11 protein-coding genes and 1 pseudogene are annotated in these 18,144 nt (G+C 73.4%); 6 read left to right on the forward strand and 6 right to left on the reverse strand.

Annotation, left to right across the window (positions count from 1 at the left end; all coding sequences use genetic code 11):
- The first annotated feature begins 21 nt into the window (after window positions 1-21).
- From E4U92_RS04420 to E4U92_RS04445, 6 genes are all read left to right on the forward strand, one after another.
- Window positions 22-747, forward strand: coding sequence for a TetR/AcrR family transcriptional regulator (locus tag E4U92_RS04420; protein WP_137298907.1), 726 nt, complete (start codon window positions 22-24; stop codon window positions 745-747).
- 274 nt (window positions 748-1,021) lie between these two features.
- Window positions 1,022-1,366, forward strand: coding sequence for a nuclear transport factor 2 family protein (locus tag E4U92_RS04425; protein WP_137298908.1), 345 nt, complete (start codon window positions 1,022-1,024; stop codon window positions 1,364-1,366).
- A 177-nt stretch (window positions 1,367-1,543) separates the two neighbouring features.
- Window positions 1,544-3,244: an acyl-CoA dehydrogenase family protein gene (locus E4U92_RS04430; protein WP_137298909.1), complete on the forward strand. Its 1,701-nt coding sequence runs from the start codon at window positions 1,544-1,546 to the stop codon at window positions 3,242-3,244.
- 31 nt (window positions 3,245-3,275) lie between these two features.
- Window positions 3,276-4,550: a cytochrome P450 gene (locus tag E4U92_RS04435; RefSeq protein ID WP_137298910.1), complete on the forward strand. Its 1,275-nt coding sequence runs from the start codon at window positions 3,276-3,278 to the stop codon at window positions 4,548-4,550.
- 31 nt (window positions 4,551-4,581) lie between these two features.
- Window positions 4,582-5,829 (forward strand): cytochrome P450, encoded by a 1,248-nt coding sequence (locus E4U92_RS04440; protein WP_137298911.1) that lies wholly within the window; start codon window positions 4,582-4,584, stop codon window positions 5,827-5,829.
- A 60-nt stretch (window positions 5,830-5,889) separates the two neighbouring features.
- On the forward strand, window positions 5,890-6,240 hold the full coding sequence (locus E4U92_RS04445) for a nuclear transport factor 2 family protein (protein ID WP_206666463.1): 351 nt from the start codon (window positions 5,890-5,892) through the stop codon (window positions 6,238-6,240).
- Window positions 6,241-6,342: 102 nt separating this feature from the next.
- Here E4U92_RS04445 and E4U92_RS36490 read toward each other — a convergent pair.
- The 6 genes and pseudogenes from E4U92_RS36490 to E4U92_RS04475 all read right to left on the reverse strand — a co-directional run.
- A pseudogene (locus tag E4U92_RS36490) lies at window positions 6,343-6,552 on the reverse strand (acetyl-/propionyl-CoA carboxylase subunit alpha); the annotation flags it as partial.
- Window positions 6,548-6,742, reverse strand: a complete 195-nt coding sequence (locus tag E4U92_RS04455; protein ID WP_137298912.1) for an acyl-CoA carboxylase subunit epsilon — start codon at window positions 6,740-6,742, stop codon at window positions 6,548-6,550. The gene E4U92_RS04455 and the pseudogene E4U92_RS36490, both read right to left, overlap by 5 nt.
- Before the next feature lie 16 nt (window positions 6,743-6,758).
- Window positions 6,759-8,309 carry an acyl-CoA carboxylase subunit beta gene (locus E4U92_RS04460; RefSeq protein WP_229863076.1) on the reverse strand — a complete coding sequence of 517 codons (1,551 nt, stop codon included), beginning with the start codon at window positions 8,307-8,309 and terminating at the stop codon, window positions 6,759-6,761.
- A complete protein-coding gene (locus E4U92_RS04465; RefSeq protein WP_206666464.1) occupies window positions 8,306-9,796 on the reverse strand; it encodes an FAD-dependent monooxygenase in 1,491 nt (496 codons plus the stop codon). The genes E4U92_RS04460 and E4U92_RS04465 overlap by 4 nt, the downstream gene beginning before the upstream one ends.
- A gap of 29 nt (window positions 9,797-9,825) precedes the next feature.
- A complete protein-coding gene (locus tag E4U92_RS36995) occupies window positions 9,826-15,351 on the reverse strand; it encodes a type I polyketide synthase (protein ID WP_137298915.1) in 5,526 nt (1,841 codons plus the stop codon).
- 43 nt (window positions 15,352-15,394) lie between these two features.
- The coding region (locus E4U92_RS04475) for a type I polyketide synthase (RefSeq protein ID WP_137298916.1) at window positions 15,395-18,144 on the reverse strand (2,750 nt) is incomplete at its 5' end.

Raw genomic sequence — 18,144 nt, forward strand, 5'->3', positions numbered from 1 at the left:
CTACGCTGTTACGATGGCGTCATGGCAGACCCGAAACCGAGCAGGCGAGAACGCCTCCGCGCTGAGGCCGCGCAGGAGATCAAGACGATTGCGCTGAAGCACATGGCGGAGAACGGCACGGCGGCCGTGTCCCTGCGCGCGATCGCTCGTGAGATGGGGATGACCGCCGGCGCCATCTACAGCTACTACGACACGCGCGACGATCTGATCACCGCACTGGTCGCCGATGTCTACAACTCGCTGGCCCAGGCGCTCGAGGAAGCCGTCGCCGCCGCGCCCGAAGGCCCCGTCGCCCAGGTGGTGGCGTACGGCCAGGCCTACCGGAACTGGGCGGTGGCCAACCCGCAGGAGTTCCGGCTCGTCTACGGCGACCCCGCGCCGGGGTACCGGGTGCCCCCGTGCAGCGCCGCCGCCGAGGCCGAGCATCGTGCCTGCACGGCGCTGACGGGAGTGGTGGTCGCGGCCTGGCCCTGGGCGCAGCGGCTGCACGCCGACAGCGGCTACGACTGGGACGACTACGACCCGGAGTTCGTCAAGACCGTGCGGTCCGCCTTTCCCGACCTGCACCCGGCTGCCGTGGCGGTCGCCCTGCGGCTGTGGGGTCGCCTGCACGGACTCGTGTCACTGGAGATCTACGGCCATCTGCGCCCCCAGGTGCAGGACCCGGCCAAGTTGTACCACGCCGAGCTGGTCGACCTCACCCACCTGCTGGGACTCACCGCCCCGGTGTCCGCCGGCCGGGACTGATCCGAGCCGGGGCCCTCTCGAGAAGGCGCCGGGACCGCACCTGACGTGCGGTCCCGGCGCCTTTTGCGTACCGCCGCCCCCGTCGGCCTCCGTGCGAAGGGGTCGCTTGACAGTGAACGGCGTTGCGATAGCGTTAGCCGTAGCGCAGCTGAACGGCGTGTACTTCCTGGCCGGTGCCGGACCTGGTGCGGGCCGCGTCTGACGCCCAGCGCCCGCGTCGGCGGCCTGTCCCCGCGGATCTCTCACCTCTATGAATTCGGAAGGACCCTTCCTCATGAGCGACGTCAACCAGATCGTCGAGACCTACTTCAAGGCCTGGAACGACTTCGACGCCGACAGTCGCAAGGCCACCCTTGAGTCGATCTTCGGCAAGAAGGCCCGGATCATCGACCCCGACTGGGTCGCCGAGGGTGTGGACGCCATCGTCGAGGCCATCGGCGCCGCCCGGGGCAAGCTCGGTGACCTGCCGCTCGACCTGACCACGGTCATCAGCTCCCACAACGACGCCGTCCTGTACACCTGGCATCTCGGCCCCGCGGCCGAGCCGATCGCCAAGGGCTACGGCGTGCTGCAGCTGGAGAACGGCGTCATCGAGCTGGCGTACAACTTCTTCGGCTGATCCCGCCGGTTTCCGTGGTTCCAGTGTGGGCCGGACGCGTTCGCGCGTCCGGCCCTTTTCGCTTTCGACCCCGGAAATAGGGGTCGCGGGCGGCTCAGAACTGGGGTTGGCGATAGGGGGAGCGCGTCACTAGTTTTCCCAGTGCCGCGCGTCGACCGCCCGAAAGAGGAATCGCAGATGACCGCCGCACCACTCGCGCGGGAAACCGCCCCGCACTCCTTTCTCACGGATCTGCTCACCGGGCACCTCGACTGGCCCCGCTGGCGCGGATTCCCCCGGCCGGACCGGGCCGAACAGGAACGCGGCGACCGGCTGGTCGCCGACGCACGGGAGTACTTCGCGGCACGGGTCGACGCCGACGGGGCCGACGACACCCGCACCCTGCCCGACGGCCTGCTCGACGATCTCCGACGGCGCGGCTACTTCCGGCTCGTGGTCCCGGAGGAACTCGGCGGCCTCGGACTCACCCCCTACACCGCCTTCCGCGTCATCGCCCAGGCCTGCGCGCACTCCGTGGCCGTCGGACAGGTCGTGGCCATCCAGAACGGCGTCGGCGCGGCGGCCATGCTGCCCGCCCTGCCTCCCGGCCCGCTGCGCGACTTCGTCGGCGGACGGCTCGCCGCCGGCACCCTGTCCGGGTTCGGCGACACCGACCGCTCGGGCCAGAACAACGCCCGGCCGACCCTCACCGCCACCCCCGTGGACGGCGGTTACCGCCTCCGCGGCGAGAAACTGTTCACCGGCAACGGGCCCGTCGCCGACCTGATCGGGGTCTCCGCCACCGTGCCCGGCGAGAAGGGCCCCAAGGTCGGCGCCTTCTTCCTGGACACGGCCACTCCCGGCTTCTCGGTCGGCTCCCGGGTGGAGTTCATGGGCAGCCGGGGCCTGCCCAACGCCTCCCTCGTCTTCGACGACGTCTTCGTACCGGCCGGACAGGCCCTCCTCGACCCCGACGGCGACCAGCTCCCACCCGACGTGGGCCTCGTGGCGCTGCTCGGCCGGATCCACTTCACCGGCGCCCCCGCCATGGCCGTCGCCCGCAACTGCCTCGCCTGGTCTCGCGACTTCATCGCCCGCCGCACCATCGACGGCCGCCCGCTCGGCGCGTACGACGAGATCCAGCGGACCGCGACCGCCACCCTCGGCCAGGTGTACGCCATGGAGTCGGCAGTGCGCTGGAGCCTGCTCGCCGACGGACTCGCCGACCGCTGGTTCGAACGGTTCGCCACCAAGAACCTCCTGGTCCGCGGGGCTTGGCGGATCGTCGACCGGACGGTGTCCCTGCACGGCGGCGAAGGCTTCGAGACGGCAGCCAGCAAGCGCCGCCGCGGCGCCGTCCCGGTCCCGCTGGAGCGCGCCTTCCGGGACGCCCGCGGCCTGCGCATCGCCGGCAACGTCGACTTCCAGCTGGACAACCAGCTGGGCCGGATGCTGCTGGCCCACTTCCGCGCCGCCGCACGGCCGGACGCGCTGCCCCGGGCGGACATCCGGGCCACCGCGCTCGCACCGGCCAACCAGGAGCACCTGCGCGCGCTCGCCGAGCTGGTGCGCCTGCTGCACGAGCTCGTCGCCGGCCTCCTGCGCAGGCATCCCGACCCCGACCGGATGTACGCCGAGGAGCGCACCGTCGTCCTCCTCGGCCGCATCGCCGCGGAACTCTTCAACGCCGTCGCGGTCCTCGCCCGCGCCGGTGCCGCGGACCCCGCCGAAGCGCCCGACCCGTGGGAGGAGCAGGAACTGGCCGACCTGTACCTCGTCGAGGCCCGCCACCGGCTCGCCGGGTTCCTCGCCCGTCTGCGCGAGGAGTCCGGGCCCGACCACGCCAAGATCAGCCGCCGGTGGCTGGCCGGCTCGCACGACCGGCTCGTCCGTCACTGAACGGCCAGCACCGGCCGACCGAGAGGACCACATGACGACCGACCACGAACTGCCCGACGTGCTGGGCGGCTTCGACCTGTCGGACCAGACCCGCTTCGCCGACGGAGTCCCCTACGACCTGTTCGCCCGGCTGCGCGAGGAGGCGCCCGTCCTCTTCCACCCCGGCGCGCGCACCGCCGACGGTGACGGATTCTGGGTCCTCACCGGTCACGCCGACATCGTGGCCGCCGCCGCCTCCCCCGACTTCTCCGCGCAGGGCGGCGGTGGCCGCGCCGGCGGCGGCTCGCATCTGGACGACCTGCCGGTCGGCGTCCATGCCGGGGTGCTCTTCGCCATGATGGACAACCCGCGCCACGACCTGATCCGCCGGCTGCTGCGTCCCGCCGTCACCGGGGAGGTGGCACAGGGCCTGGCCGCCCCGCTCCGCGAGATCGCGGCGGACCTGCTCCATGACGCCCTCGCCGACGGCGGCCGCGTCGACTTCATGAAGGACCTCAGCGAACCCTACGCGTTGCGCGCGGTGTCCCTGCTGCTGGGCGCGCCCCGCGCGGACTGGGACCGGCTCGCCGACTGGGGGCGCCGCAACCTGGGGTTCACCAACCGGCTCACCGGCACGCCCGACGCCGGCTCGGCCGAGACCTTCCAGGCCATGTCCGCGTACTTCAAGGAGCTGCTGGACCACAAACGGGACACCCCCGCACAGGACCTGGCCTCCGTCCTCGCCCTCGGCGCCCTCGAGGAAGGGCACGGTGAGGCACCGATGACCGATCAGGAACGCGACGCCAACGCCACTCTCATCCTGATCACCGGCTTCGAACAGCCCCGCAACACCATCGCAGGCGGTGTGCTCGCGCTCGCCCAGCACCCCGACCAGTGGCAGGCGCTGCGCAAGGACCGCTCCCTGCTGCCCCGGGCGATCGAGGAGATCCTGCGCTGGGTGCCGCCCAACCCCTACAACCGGCGCACGGCCACCCGCGACGTCGAACTGCACGGCCACCACATCAAGGCCGGCGACAAGGTGACCTTCTGGTGGCCGTCCGCCAACCGGGACGAGGAGGCTTTCGACCACGCCTCGGTCTTCGACATCAGCCGCAGCCACAATCCGCACCTCTCCTTCGGCACGGGCACCCACTTCTGCCTGGGCGAGCAGGTGGCACGGCTGGAGATCCAGCTCTTCCTGGAGGCCCTGCTCGACACGGTCGCCGAGGTCCGGCTGACCGGGCCGGTCGTTCACGCCCCCAACAACAAGCACACCGTGATCCTCGACATGCCGGTGGAACTGGTGCCCACCTCGCCCACCGGCTGACACCCACCCCACTGCAGACGGGATACCCGACATGACCGAGACCGTCGAGACACGCGCGACCGACGACCTCCCCGAAGTCCTGCCCTACGACCCGTTCGACCCCGCCTTCCACTCCGACCCCTATGCCACCTACACCCGGCTGCGCGCCACCGGTGGCTCGGTCATCCCCACCGGCGCCGGCGTGGCGGTCCTCGGCTACCAGGACGTCCACGCCGTCCTGCGCAACCCCCACCTCGGGCGCGGCGAGGGCGCCGGCTACCAGGACACCCTGATACCGACGCCGGACGGTCTGCGGCCGGCGGTGATGTTCATGGACCCGCCGGACCACACCCGTATCCGGGCCCTGGTCAACAAGGCGTTCACCCCGCGCGCCATCGAACGGCTGCGGCAGCCCGCCGAGGAGCTCGCCGCCAGGCTGGTCGCCGAGGCCGCCGAGGAGACCGCCGCGCACGGCTCGGTCGACCTGACCTCCACCCTGTTCCGCCCGCTGGGCGCGGGGGTGCTGAACATCCTGGTGGGTGTGCCGGAGAAGTACCTCGCCCAGTGCATCGAGTACGCCAACGACGCCGGCCGCGGTCTCGACCCCGCCTACACTCTCTCGGCCGACGCGCTCGCCGACCGGCTCAAGGCCCGCGACGGCTATGTGGAGATCGCCCAGGAACTGATCGCCGAGCGCCGCGCGCAGCCGGTCGACGACCTGATGAGCGAACTGGTGCTGGCGGAGCAGGACGGCGAACGGCTCAACGAGATCGAGCTGCTCACCACGGTGGCCAACATCTTCCTCGCCGGCTTCAGCGCCCCGCAGGCCGCGATGGGCCTCGCGGCGCTCTCCCTGCTGAGCCACCCCGACCAGCTCGCGTGGTACCGCGCCCACCCCGAGGAGGCGGCCGGCTCCGTCGAGGAACTGATGCGCTACGACTCGGCCGTCCAGCTGATCAACCGCACCGCCCTGGCGGACACCGAGGTCGGCGGCGTACCGGTGCGGGCGGGTGACGAGGTCTTCATGCTGCTCGGCGCCGCCAACCGGGACCCCGAGGCCTACGAGGACGCCGACCGCCTGGACCTGACCCGGCGCGGCACCAGGAACCTCGGCTTCGGACACGGTATCCACTACTGCGTGGCGGCGCCGATCGCCAAGCTCGTCATCGAGGTCGTCCTCGACGCCCTCGTGCGGTACGACGTCGAGCTGGTGACGCAGAACCCGCCGACCAACGGCGCCCTCGCCATCCGCAGCCTCGCCGAGCTGCCCGTCAGGGTCCGGCCGCGCACCGGCGCCTGAGCCCGCCCCGGCATCCCGACCCCGCACCGCACCCCTGGAAGAACAAGGAGAACCCAGCACGTGAGCAGTGACATCAACACCGTGGTGAAGAAGTACATCGAGACCTGGAACATCCTCGACGGGGCCGAACGCCGCGCCGCCATCGACGCGTTGTTCACCGAGAACGTCGAGTACGCCGACCCCAACGTGCACATCACCGGACGGGACGCCCTGGACGCGTACATCGCGCAGACGCAGGCGCAGATCCCCGGCGGGGTCTTCGCGCTGGCGAGCGAGGTGAGCAGCCACCACGATCTCGGCCGTTTCACCTGGCAGGTCGGCCCGGCCGGCGGAGCCCCGTTCGCCGTGGGGTACGACTTCATCGCGGTGGAGGACGGACGGGTGCGGCGGCTGTACGGCTTCTTCTCGTGACGCGTGAGACATAGGGCGGCGCCGATCGGCACGGGCGAAGGACCGCCGGACCCTCTGGTCCGGCGGTCCTTCGCCCTTGTCCCGGGGCGGCTGCCTCAGTCGGTCGGCCGGGGCGGTGCAGGGCTTGATGTCGTTGACGAACTCGGTCCCGATCGACCGGGTGTGCACTGTGAACGGGTCCTAGGTGCCGGTCAGTTCCGGCGCGGACGCCGGGTCGCGCACCACCGTGCGGTGGAACGGTGTGGCGGTGGTCATGCCCTCGACCGGTAGGCGACGAGCACCTTGGACAGCCCGCCGGAGGACGCGCTCACGAGGGGAATCTCCAGGAGCCCGCCGGGGCGGGGTAGGCGCGGCCGCCCCGGCTCCAGCTCGCCTCCCGCAGAGCCGGGCGCGAGTCGTGCGCGCCCGGTGCGGGGAGCTGCCCGACCGACAGCAGCACCGTGAGCACCGCGGCCAGCTCCTCCTGACTGGGGTTGCCGTGCAGGACCTTCACAGGGTTCATCGTCTCGCCTCCGCTCTCACGCCGGGGCGTTGCCGTGCTTGCGCGACGGCAGGTCGGCGTGCTTGGTCCGGAGCATGGCCAGGGACCGGATCAGCACCTGCCGGGTCTCGCGCGGGTCGATCACGTCGTCGACGAGACCGCGCTCCGCCGCGTAATAGGGGTGCATGAGCTCGGTCCGGTACTCGTCGATCTTCCGCCGGCGCACCGCGTCGGGGTCGCCGGCCCCGGTGATCTCCCGGCGGAAGATCACGTTGGCCGCCCCCTCGGCACCCATCACGGCGATCTCGTTGGACGGCCAGGCCAGCGCCACGTCGGTGCCGATGGACCGGGAGTCCATGACGATGTAGGCGCCGCCGTAGGCCTTGCGCACCACGAGGGAGACCCGGGGGACCGTGGCGTTGCAGTACGCGTACAGCAGTTTCGCGCCGTGCCGGATGATGCCGCCGTGCTCCTGGTCCACACCGGGCAGGAAGCCCGGTACGTCCACGAGCGAGACCAGGGGGATGTTGAAGGCGTCGCAGGTGGAGACGAACCGGGCCGCCTTCTCGCTGGCGTGGATGTCGAGCACCCCGGCCAGTGAGGCCGGCTGGTTGGCCACGATGCCGACGACGTGCCCGTCCAGACGTGCCAGGGCGCACAGGATGTTCGTCGCCCAGGCCGCGTGGACCTCGAAGAAGTCACCGTCGTCGACGATCTCCTCGATCACGGCCCGCATGTCGTACGCCTTGTTCGGGTCGGCCGGGACGAGGTCCAGCAGTGCGTCGTTGCGGCGGTCGGCGGGGTCCGACGCGGGTTGCGCCGGGGGCAGTTCACGGTTGTTCGCCGGAAGCAACGACAGCAGGTAGCGGACCTCCTCCAGGCAGCTCTCCTCGTCGTCGTAGGCGAACTGCGCGACGCCGGAGACCGCGGCGTGCACATCGGCACCGCCCAGGCCGTCCATGCTGACCGACTCACCGGTCACGGCCTGGACCACGTCGGGGCCGGTGATGAACATCTGCGCCGTGGCGCGGACCATGAAGACGAAGTCGGTGAGAGCAGGAGAGTAGGCGGCGCCCCCCGCGCACGGCCCCAGCATCACGCTGATCTGCGGGATCACGCCGGAGTTGCGGGTGTTGCGGCGGAAGATGCCGCCGTACCCGGCCAATGCGGTGACACCCTCCTGGATACGGGCGCCCGCCCCGTCGTTGAGGCTGACCAGCGGTGCGCCCGACGCCGCCGCGAGATCCATCAGCTTGTGGATCTTGGCGGCGTGCGCCTCGCCCAGGGCGCCGCCGAACACGCGGAAGTCATGGGCGTAGACGAACACGGTCCGGCCGTGCACGGTGCCCCAGCCGGTGACCACGCCGTCGGACGGGTAACGTCTGTCCTCGAGGCCGAAGCCGGAGGCGCGGTGCCGGCGCAGGGCCTCGACCTCCGTGAAGGAGCCCTTGTCCAGCAGGAGTTCCACGCGCTCGTGGGCGGTCAGTTTGCCGCGGGCGTGCTGTCGTTCGGTGGCCTTGGGGTCAGGTCCCCGCCGGGCCGCATGCTTCAGGGAGCGCAGTTCGTCGAGACGTTCCTCAGGTGTCACAGCGTGTTCCTCCACAGCAGGGGGGCCGTCGTGCCGGCACCGCGGGACGGGTCGGGGTCAGCCGCGCTCGCGGCGACGAGGCGTTCGGCGTGCGCCCAGTGCGCGGGGGTGGTCCCGCTGGCCGCCACATAGCCGTCGGGCCGCAGCAGCACGAAGCCGGGGCCGCCCCGGCCGACATGCGCGTGACGCACCAGAGCCGGCCGCAGCGCGGCGAAGGCCACACCGCGCAGCCGCAGCGACCGGCCGCCGAACGTCACCAGGCGGTAGCGGTCGTCGGGCAGCGGGGCCGCCGTCCAGTGCGGTGAGCGGGTGCCCGGCCGGGGCAGGCCGCGCCCGGCAGGCCCCTCGGTGGCGTAGCGCACCCGCCAGCCCGCGAGCAGCGGGGCGAACCAGCGGCGCAGCAGCCCCAGCGACTCCAGCGCGGACCAGGCCGTGTTGCGCACCTGCGCGGCCGCCGGCGGGAGCGTGAAGACCCGCAGGAATCGGTGCGTATTGTGCACGATCTGTCCGGCGGCCTGCCGACGCTCGGTGTCGTAACTGTCCAGCAGCCCCGGTGCGAACCGGCCGTCGATGACGCCGGCCAGTTTCCAGGCCAGGTTGTGCACGTCCTGGATGCCGAGGTTGAGGCCCTGGCCGCCGATCGGGGAGTGGGTGTGCGCGGCGTCGCCCGCCAGCAGGACACGCCCCTCGCGCAACCGTTCGGCGATCCGCTCCTGGCTGTGGAAGCCGTTCACCCTGTCAAGCGAGGCCACCCGCAGCCCGCCCGGACCCCGCTCGTCGAGGAGCCGCTGCACGCCCCCCTCGGTGAGCGGGTGGTCCGGGGACACGGCGCCGGAGACACGCACCCGGCCGGCCGGCAGCGACGCGAAGACCACCGAGCCCGCCAGACCGAGGAAGTAGTGCACCGCGTCGTCGGCCGGCCGGCCCTCGACGCGTCCCTCGGCGATCAGGAAGTCGACCGGGACAGGGGTGCCGGTGAAGCCGATGCCCAACTGCTCGCGAATCGGGCTGCGCACGCCGTCGGCCGCGATCACCCAGTCCGCCTCGATACGGGCCGCACCGGCCGGGCCCTCGGCGTCTACGGTGACCTGGTCGTCGTGGGTGCGGACCTCGGTGACCGTCACGCCGCGCTCCACCCGGCCGCCGAGCTGTTCCAGGCGTCGCTCCAGCAGGTCGCAGGTGTCCTCCTGGGGGAGCATCAACGGCTCGTTGTCCACACCCAGTTCGATCCGCAGGGTGCGCCCGCCCGCCAGGTGGTACTCGTTGGCGTGGATCCTCAGCCCGCGCTTCTCCGCCTCGGCGAGTATCCCGAGTTCCCGGAACACCCGCAGCGTCGGCGCGTGCAGCTGGACGGCGCGGGATCCGCGCTGCGGAGTCAGCTGGGCCTCCAGCAGACGGGCCCGTACACCCCGATGCCACAGCGCGCACGCCGCGGCCAGGCCCACCGGGCCCGCACCCACGACGACCACGTCCGTCCGGTCCGTCACGTTCGCCTCCTGTGCTCGTCCGGGGGACATCACGCCGGCTCCCGGCTGGTGAGAGCGGCGAGCCGGCCGGTGAGGGCCGCGGCCGTGGCCGGCGCGTGCTCCTCGATCATCGAGAAGTGGTCACCGGGCACCTCGGCCACGTCGTGCTGTGACGACCAGGACGGGCGCGGTCCGTCCACGACGGGAGCGCCGGGCAGGGGCCCGTCCGGCCGGACCAGCAGCGTCGGCGTCCTCACCGGCGTGGGCCGCCAGTCGTCCAGCAGCCGCAGGTACCCGCCCATCGCCACGAGCGCGTCGTCCTCCACCGCCCCGAGCTCGCCGAGCCGCCGGGCCATGCCGGCCAGCAGCGACGGGGTGGCGGCCCGCAGCGCCGGATCGTCGGGCGCGTAGGTGTCCAGCAGGACCAGCGCCTCCGGGAACAGTCCCGACGCCTCCAGCAGCCGTACCGCCTCGTGGGCGACGATGCCGCCGGAGGAGTAGCCGACCATCGCGAACGGCTCGCCGTCCGCCTCCCGGACCAGCGCCTGAGCCGTCGCCTCCGCCAGCGCCGCGAGCGTTGCGGGCAGCCTCTCCCCGGGCCGGAACCCGGGCAGCGACAGCGCGATCACGTCCCGTTCGCCGGCGAAGGGCGCCGCCAGCCGCGCGTACTGGTGCGGACCCGAGGTGGCCAGCACGGTCGGCACGCACAGCAGCCTCGGCGCCGCCGGACCGGTGGCGAGCCGGGTCGCGTGCGGCAGGTCGGTCGGCTCCGGCGTGCCGAAGACGGGCCGCTGACGCGCCGCGTCGGCCAGCCGGGCCAGGACCGCTGTGGCGTCACCGTCGGCGAGAGCGGCGACTGCCTCGGCCGCGAGCGTGCCGGTCGCCGGCGCGTTCGCCGGCCCACCGGACAACTCGTCCGCCAGATACCGGGCCAGAGCCTCGGGAGAGCGCCGGTCGAGGATCACGCGGGCCGACAGCTCCAGTCCGGTCGCCGCGTTCAGGCGTCCCCGCAGCGCGACCGCGGTGACCGAGTCCATGCCCAGCTCCAGGAACTCGCGCTGGGCCGGCACCGCGGCGGCGTCGGTGTGCCCGAGCACCGCGGCGACCTCGGCGCGGACCAGGTCCAGCAGCACCTCGCGGCGTCGCGCCGTCGCCAGCCCTGCCAGCCGTGCGGACAGGTCCGGGGCGCCGCCCGCAGCCGGTGCCGCTTCGCTGCGGGCCCGGCGTACCTGTGGGATCTCGGAGATCAGCGGGCTCGGGCGGGCGCCGTCGAAGACGCGGGTGAAGCGGCCCCAGTCCACGTCGGCGAGCACCACGCCCGGCGCGGAGAAGTCCAGCGCCCGTTCGAAGGCCGCGACCGCGGGCTGCGGACGCAGCAGCGGCAGTCCCCGGCGGCCCAACCGCTCCCGGCGGGACTCCTCCAGAGCCCGGGCCGCCTCGTCCGCGGGCTCCTCCCGCCACACACCCCAGGCCTGCGCCAGCGCGGGCAGACCGAGAGAGCGGCGGTGCGCCGCCAGCGCGTCCAGGTGGGCGTTGGCGGCCGCGTGCGCGGCGAGCCCCAGGCCGCCGCCGAGGACGCCGGTCACCGACGAGAACAGCACGAAGGAGGAGAGGTCATGACTGATCGTCAGCTCGTGCAGATGTCGCGCGCCGAGCACCTTGGCGCGCAGCAGCCGCTCCAGACCGGTCGCGGTCAGCGACTCCAGCGGGCTGTCCTCCAGCAGGCCCGCCGTGTGCACGACTCCGGTCAGCGGGGCGTCGTCGTCCACACCCGCGAGCACCGCGGCCAGGGCGTCCCGGTCGGCCACGTCGCACAGCGTGACCGTCGCAGTCACCCCGAGCGCGTGCAGTTCCGCCTCGGCAGCGGCGATCAGCCCCGCATCCGTCTCCGGCTGCGCCGTCAGCAACAGCCGGGCCACGCCCTTCTCCGCGAGCAGCCTGGCCACGTGCCGGCCCGGACCCGTGACGCCGTCGGTGATGAGCCAGGTCCCGTCCGTGCCGGGCAGCGGCCCACCCGTCGGTGACGGCGCGGGCACGAGCCGGCGCACGAACACCCCGGCGCCGCGCACGGCGGCCTGCCGCTCGCCGCCGGGCGCGGTCAGCAGGGCCGTCAGCCGCGCCAGCGCGCGGTCGTCCGCGTCCTCGGGCAGGTCCACCAGACCGCCCCACGACTGCGGCAGTTCCAGCGCCGCGACCTGACCGAGCCCCCACACCTGCGCCCGCTCCGGCGCCGTGACGGGCTCACCCGGCCCGGTCTGCACCGCGCCGCCGGTCACCGTCCACACCGGAGCGGCGAGAGCCACGTCCGACACCGCCTGCAGCAGGACGACCGTGCGCTCCAGCCCGGCGGAGACGCCGGTGAACGCGCCCTCGTCGGGCGCGAGCGGCAGCAGGGAGATCACCCCGCCGACGGCGTCGCCGTCCAGTGCCGCCACCGACGTCGCGAGCTTCTCGGCGACCTCCTCCCGGCTCTCGTGCGCACCGACCGCCACGGTGGCGGGGCGCGCACCGGCGGCGCGCAGCAGTGCGGTGAGCCGGGAGACCAGGTCGTCGGTCCCGGCGTGCGCGGGACGCACCACCAGCCAGGCCCCGCTCAGGGCGGCCGGAGCGGGCTCCGCCGCCTGCCGCCACACCACCTGGTAGCGCCAGGAGTCCACGGCGCCGAGTTCCTTGCTGTCGCGCCGCCACGAGGCCAGCGCGGGCAGCAGCTCCGCGAGCGCGGAGGTGTCGGTCAGCCGCAGCGACGCGGCCAGGCCCCGAAGGTCACCGCGCTCCACGGCACCCCAGAACGCCGTGTCCGCCGCTTCGTCGGCCACGGCCGGCTCGGCGGCCTCGACCCAGAAGCGGCGCCGTTGGAAGGCATAGGTGGGCAGCTCCACCGTGGCCCGTCCGGCGCCGAGCACCGCGTCCCAGTCGACGGCCAGCCCCCGCACGTACGCCTCCGCCAGGGAGGTCAGGAACCGGTGCGGGCCGCCGCTGCCGCGGCGCAGCGTGCCCACGACGAGCGCGTCGGCGCCGACCGCCTCGACGGTCTCGTCCACCCCGAGGACCAGCACCGGATGGGCGCTGGACTCGATGAACACGTCGTGGCCGTCCTCGAGCAGCCGCCGTACGACGGGCTCGAAGTCAACCGGTCGGCGGCAGTTCTCGAACCAGTAGTCCGCCGTCAGCTCGGGGCCGTGCAGCACTTCACCGGTGACGGTCGAGTACAGCGGCACGCTGCCCGTGCGGGGACGTACGAAGGACAGCAGCTCGGTGACACGGCCGCGCAGCCGGTCCACCTGCGGGGAGTGCGAGGCGACCGTCGCGGGAACGACCCGCGCCCGGATCCCCCGCTCGGTGAGCGCCGCGACCAGCCTCTGAAGCGGCTCGGGCGCCCCCGCCACGGTCACCAGCCGCGGGCTGTTGACGCCCGCGACGGCGAGCTGCCCCCCGTACGGGGCGATCCACTCCTCGGCCTCGCGCCGCGACAGCGCGAGCGAGGCCACCGCGCCGCGCCCCACCAGTTCGTCGGCGAACAGCTGGGAGCGCAGCACCACGATCCGCGCCGCGTCCTCCAACGTGAGCGCGCCGGCGACACAGGCCGCCGCGATCTCGCCCTGCGAGTGCCCCACCACCGCGTCCGGTTCCACGCCGTGCCGCCGCCACAGCTCGGCCAGGGACACCATCACCGAGAACAGCACCGGCTGCACGACCTCGATGCGCTCCAGTGACGGGGCGCCCGGGCGCTCGCGCAGCACGTCCTCCACCGACCAGTACACCTGGGCCCGGACCGCGGCGTCGCACTCGCGCAGCCGCTCGGCGAACGCCGGGGCGGAGTCCAGCAGTTCCACCGCCATCCCGGCCCACTGCGAGCCCTGGCCCGGGAAGACGAACACAGTCTTCCCGCGCTCCTTGGCCACCCCGGTGGTCAGCCGGGCACTCGTCTCACCCCGGGACAACCCCTCGAGACCGGCGGACAGCTCCGCCGCGTCCGCACCCAGGACGACGGCACGGTGGTCGTGGGCCGTGCGGGTCGCCACCAGGGAGTGAGCCACGTCCGCGGGCGCCAGCTCCGGGCGGGCCGTCACATGGGCACGCAGCCGAGCGGCCTGCGCACGCAGCGCGGCATCGCCGCGCGCCGACAGCGCGTACGGCACGACCCGCGGCGCCGGCGCGGCGGGCTCCGCGGCCGTCTCGGGGACGGCCTGCCCCTGCTCCAGCACCACGTGCGCGTTCGTGCCGCTCATGCCGAACGCGGAGACTCCCGCCCGGCGCGGCCGTCCGGTCCGCGGCCACTCCCGCGCCTCGGTGAGCAGCTCCACCGCGCCGCGCTGCCAGTCCACGAACGGCGTCGGCTCGTCGGCGTGCAGGGTGCGCGGCAGCACACCGCGCTCCATCGCCTCGACCATCTTGATGACGCCGACCACACCGGCCGCGGCCAGGGTGTGCCCCACGTTCGACTTCACCGAGCCGAGCAGCAGCGGCCCCTGGGCCTCCCGGCCCTGCCCGTACGTCGCGATGAGCGCCTGAGCCTCGATCGGGTCACCGAGCCGGGTGCCCGTGCCGTGCGCCTCGACGGCGTCCACGTCGGCGACGGTGAGGCCCGCCGAGTCCAGCGCGGCGCGGATCACCCGTTCCTGGGACGGTCCGCTGGGCGCGGTCAGCCCATTGCTGGCACCGTCCTGGTTGACCGCGCTGCCCCGCACCACCGCCAGCACACGGTGCCCGTTGCGGCGCGCGTCCGACAGCCGCTCCACCACCAGCACACCGACGCCCTCGGCGAAACCGGTGCCGTCCGCACCGGCGCCGAAGGCCTTGCACCGGCCGTCCGGGGAGAACCCGCGCTGCCGGCTGAAGTCCACGAACCCGGTCGGCGTGGCCATCACCGTCACTCCGCCGACCAGGGCCAGCGAGCACTCCTCCCGCCGCAGCGCCTGCGCCGCCAGGTGCAGCGCCACCAGCGAGGAGGAGCACGCGGAGTCGACGGTGACCGCCGGCCCCTCCAGCCCGAACAGGTACGCCACCCGGCCCGACAGCACACTGGGCGCCGATCCCGTCATGCGGTACGCCTCGATCTCCTGCGGCGCGGAGGTCAGCAGCACCTGGTAGTCGGAGGTCACACAGCCCGCGTAGACGCCGGTGGAGCTGCCGCGCAGCGAGACCGGGTCGATGCCGGCGCGCTCCAGCGCCTCCCAGGAGCTCTCCAGGAACAGCCGCTGCTGCGGGTCCATGGCGAGCGCCTCCCGCGGGGAGATGCCGAAGAACTCGGCGTCGAACTCGGCCGCGTCGTACAGGAACCCGCCCTGCCGGGTGTACGACTTGCCCGGCCGGTCCGGTTCCGGGTCGTACAGGCCGTCGACGTCCCAGCCGCGGTCGGCGGGGAACTCGGAGATGGCGTCGCCACCTTCCGCCACGAGGCGCCACAGGTCCTCGGGCGAGCGCACCCCGCCCGGGAGCCGGCAGCTCATGCCGACGATCGCGATCGGCTCCTGCCACGACTCCTCGGCCCGCTTCAGCCGCTGCCGGGACTCGCGCAGCTCGACCGTCACCCGCTTCAGATACTCCCGCAGTTTCTTCTCGTCGGACTCAGACATCGCGTTCCTCGCTGGGTTCAGGGGTCGGTGGGTGTCGGCGGGGTCAGGACGCGTCGAGTTCGGAGTCGATGAGGTCGAAAAGGTCGTCACCGTCCGCGTCGTCGAGCCGCTCCGCGAGATCTCCGGCGGCGTCCGCGGCCGGCGCCGGCAGCTCGGTCAGCAGCTGTCGCAGCCGCGCCGCGGCCCGCTCCCGTTCGCCGTCGTCGGCACCGGCCAGGGCCGCGCCGATGCGGTCGAGTGCGCCGTGCAGGTCGGCCACCGGCTCCGGCGGGGCCAGTTCGGCCGTGATCCGGCCCGCCAGGGCCACCGGTGTCGGGTGGTCGAACGCCAGCGTCGCGGGCAGCGTCAGACCCGTCGCCGCCACCAGTCGGTTGCGCAGGTTCACCGCGGCCAGGGAGTCGAACCCCAGCTCCTTCAGCGGGCGCCGCGGCTGCACCTCGTCGCCACCGGGCAACTGCAGCACCTCGGCGATCTCGGTACGCACCAGCTCCAGGACCCGGCGCTCCCGGTCGGCGGGGGCGAGGGCGGCGAGGGCCGCCAAGAGACCGCCGGCCGCCTCCTGAGCGCCGTGCGCATCCTGCGTCTGCTGGGGGTCCCGCGGGGCCGGAGCCGACGCCCCCGGCTCGGGCGTCGCCGCGGCGTGCCGGCGCCGCCAGGCCGACAGGGCCGGCAGCACCTCGCCGAGCGCCTCCCGCTCCGCGCCCAGGGCCGTCGCGAGCGAGGACAGGTCCTCCTGCTCGACGGCCTCCCAGAACCGGGCCTCGGCCGAACCGGCCGGGGCCGCGTGCGCCTCTTCGGCCTGCAGCCAGTAGCGCCGGCGCTGGAAGGGGTAGGTGGGCAGCGCCACCGTGCGACTCCCGGAACCGGCGTACAGCGCACGCCAGTCGACGTCCGCGCCGCGCACATGGGCCGTGGCCACGGCGACGGTGAACGTCTCGGTCTGCGGACGCCCGCGGCGCAGCGCCGGCACCACGGCGGCCGCCTCCGAGCGGTCCGTGAGCGCCTCCTGGGCCAGCGCGGTGAGCACCGCGTCCGGGCCGAGTTCGACGAAGGTCGACACACCCGCCTCGACCAGCGTGGTGATCCCGTCGTGGAAGCGGACGGCCTCCCGGACGTGGCGCACCCAGTACTCCGGCGAGCGCAGCTCGTCACCGGTGGCCACCCGGCCGTACAGGTTCGACACCACCGGGATCTGCGGTTCGCGCAGCGACAGCCCGGCCACCACCGCCCGGAACTCCTCCAGCATCGGTTCCATGAGGGGGGAGTGGAAGGCGTGGCTGACCCGCAGCCGCCGGGCTTTCACCCCGCGGGCGGCCAGCTCGTCGGCCAGGGCGTCGACGGCGTCCTCGGTACCGGAGACCACGGTGGAGGCGGGGCCGTTGACGGCGGCCACGCCCACCTCGTGCGCACGGCCGGACAGCAGCGGCGCGACCTCCTCCTCGGCGGCGAGGACGGAGAGCATGGCCCCCCCGGGCGGCAGGGCTTGCATCAGCCGGCCGCGGGCGGCCACCAGGGTGCAGGCGTCGGCCAGGGACAGCACTCCCGCGACATGAGCGGCCACCAGCTCGCCGACCGAGTGCCCCAGCAGATGCCCGGGGCGCAGCCCCCACGACTCGGCGAGCCGGTACAGCGCGACCTCGAGGGCGAACAGCGCGGTCTGGGTGTAGCGCGTCTCGTCGAGCAGCGCGGCCTCGGGCGAGCCCTCCGCGGCGAAGATCAGCTCCCGCAGCGGCCGGTCCAGGTGCCGGTCGAGGACCGCGCACACGGTGTCCAGCGTCTCGGCGAACACCGGGAACGCCTCGTACAGTTCGCGGCCCATGCCGGGGCGCTGGCTGCCCTGCCCGGTGAACAGGAACGCCGGAGCACCGCCCGGCCGGGTCTCCCCGGCGGGGGCGCGCACCAGGGTGGGGGCCGATCCGCCGTCCGTCAGGGCCAGGAGCCCCTGACGCAGCCCTTCCTCGTCCGCCGCCGCGACCACCGCGCGCACATCGAGGTGGGCCCGCGTGGTCGCCAGCGAGAACCCGAGGTCGCGGGCCGGCTCCTGGCCGAGCAGACCGGACACCCGCGCGGCCTGTGCGGCCAGCGCCGCCGGCGTCCGCGCCGACAGCGGCAGCACCGTCACCGGCAGCGGCTTCACCGCTCCGGGGGTCTCGGTGTGGGTCTCTTCTGGGGTGGTGGGGGTGGGGGGTGCTTGTTCGAGGATGATGTGGGCGTTGGTGCCGCTGATGCCGAAGGAGGAGACGGCGGCGCGGCGGGGGTGTGTGGTGGGGGGCCAGGGGCGGGTGTGGGTGAGGAGTTGGACGGTGCCGGTGTTCCAGTCGATGAGGGGGGAGGGGGTGTCGGCGTGGAGGGTGGCAGGGAGTGTGTTGTGTTGTATGGCCTGGATCATTTTGATGATGCCGCCGACGCCGGCTGCGGCTTGGGTGTGGCCGATGTTGGATTTGAGGGAGCCGAGGTAGAGGGGGTGGTCGGGGGTGTGGGCTTGTCCGTAGGTGTTGATGAGGGCTTGGGCTTCGATGGGGTCGCCGAGGCGGGTTCCGGTGCCGTGGGCTTCGACGGCGTCGATGTCGGCGGGGGTGAGGCCGGCGTTGGTGAGGGCGGTGTGGATGACGCGTTGTTGTGAGGGGCCGTTGGGGGCGGTGAGGCCGTTGCTGGCGCCGTCCTGGTTGACGGCGCTGCCGCGGATGACGGCGAGGACGGTGTGGTTGTTGCGGTGGGCGTCGGAGAGTTTTTCCAGGACGAGGATGCCGACGCCTTCGGACCAGCCGGTGCCGTCGGCGTCGGCGCTGAAGG

It is taken from the genome of Streptomyces galbus (assembly GCF_005280195.1).
GTDB classification, from domain to species: Bacteria; Actinomycetota; Actinomycetes; order Streptomycetales; family Streptomycetaceae; genus Streptomyces; species Streptomyces galbus.

Excerpts from the sequence above, each read along its gene's own strand:
- E4U92_RS04440 (WP_137298911.1), top strand. The coding sequence starts at position 4,582 with ATGACCGAGACCGTCGAGACACGCGCGACCGACGACCTCCCCGAAGTC.
- E4U92_RS36995 (WP_137298915.1), bottom strand. The coding sequence starts at position 15,351 with ATGTCTGAGTCCGACGAGAAGAAACTGCGGGAGTATCTGAAGCGGGTG.
- E4U92_RS04430 (WP_137298909.1), top strand. The coding sequence starts at position 1,544 with ATGACCGCCGCACCACTCGCGCGGGAAACCGCCCCGCACTCCTTTCTC.
- E4U92_RS04435 (WP_137298910.1), top strand. The coding sequence starts at position 3,276 with ATGACGACCGACCACGAACTGCCCGACGTGCTGGGCGGCTTCGACCTG.
- E4U92_RS04425 (WP_137298908.1), top strand. The coding sequence starts at position 1,022 with ATGAGCGACGTCAACCAGATCGTCGAGACCTACTTCAAGGCCTGGAAC.
- E4U92_RS04455 (WP_137298912.1), bottom strand. The coding sequence starts at position 6,742 with ATGAACCCTGTGAAGGTCCTGCACGGCAACCCCAGTCAGGAGGAGCTG.
- E4U92_RS04420 (WP_137298907.1), top strand. The coding sequence starts at position 22 with ATGGCAGACCCGAAACCGAGCAGGCGAGAACGCCTCCGCGCTGAGGCC.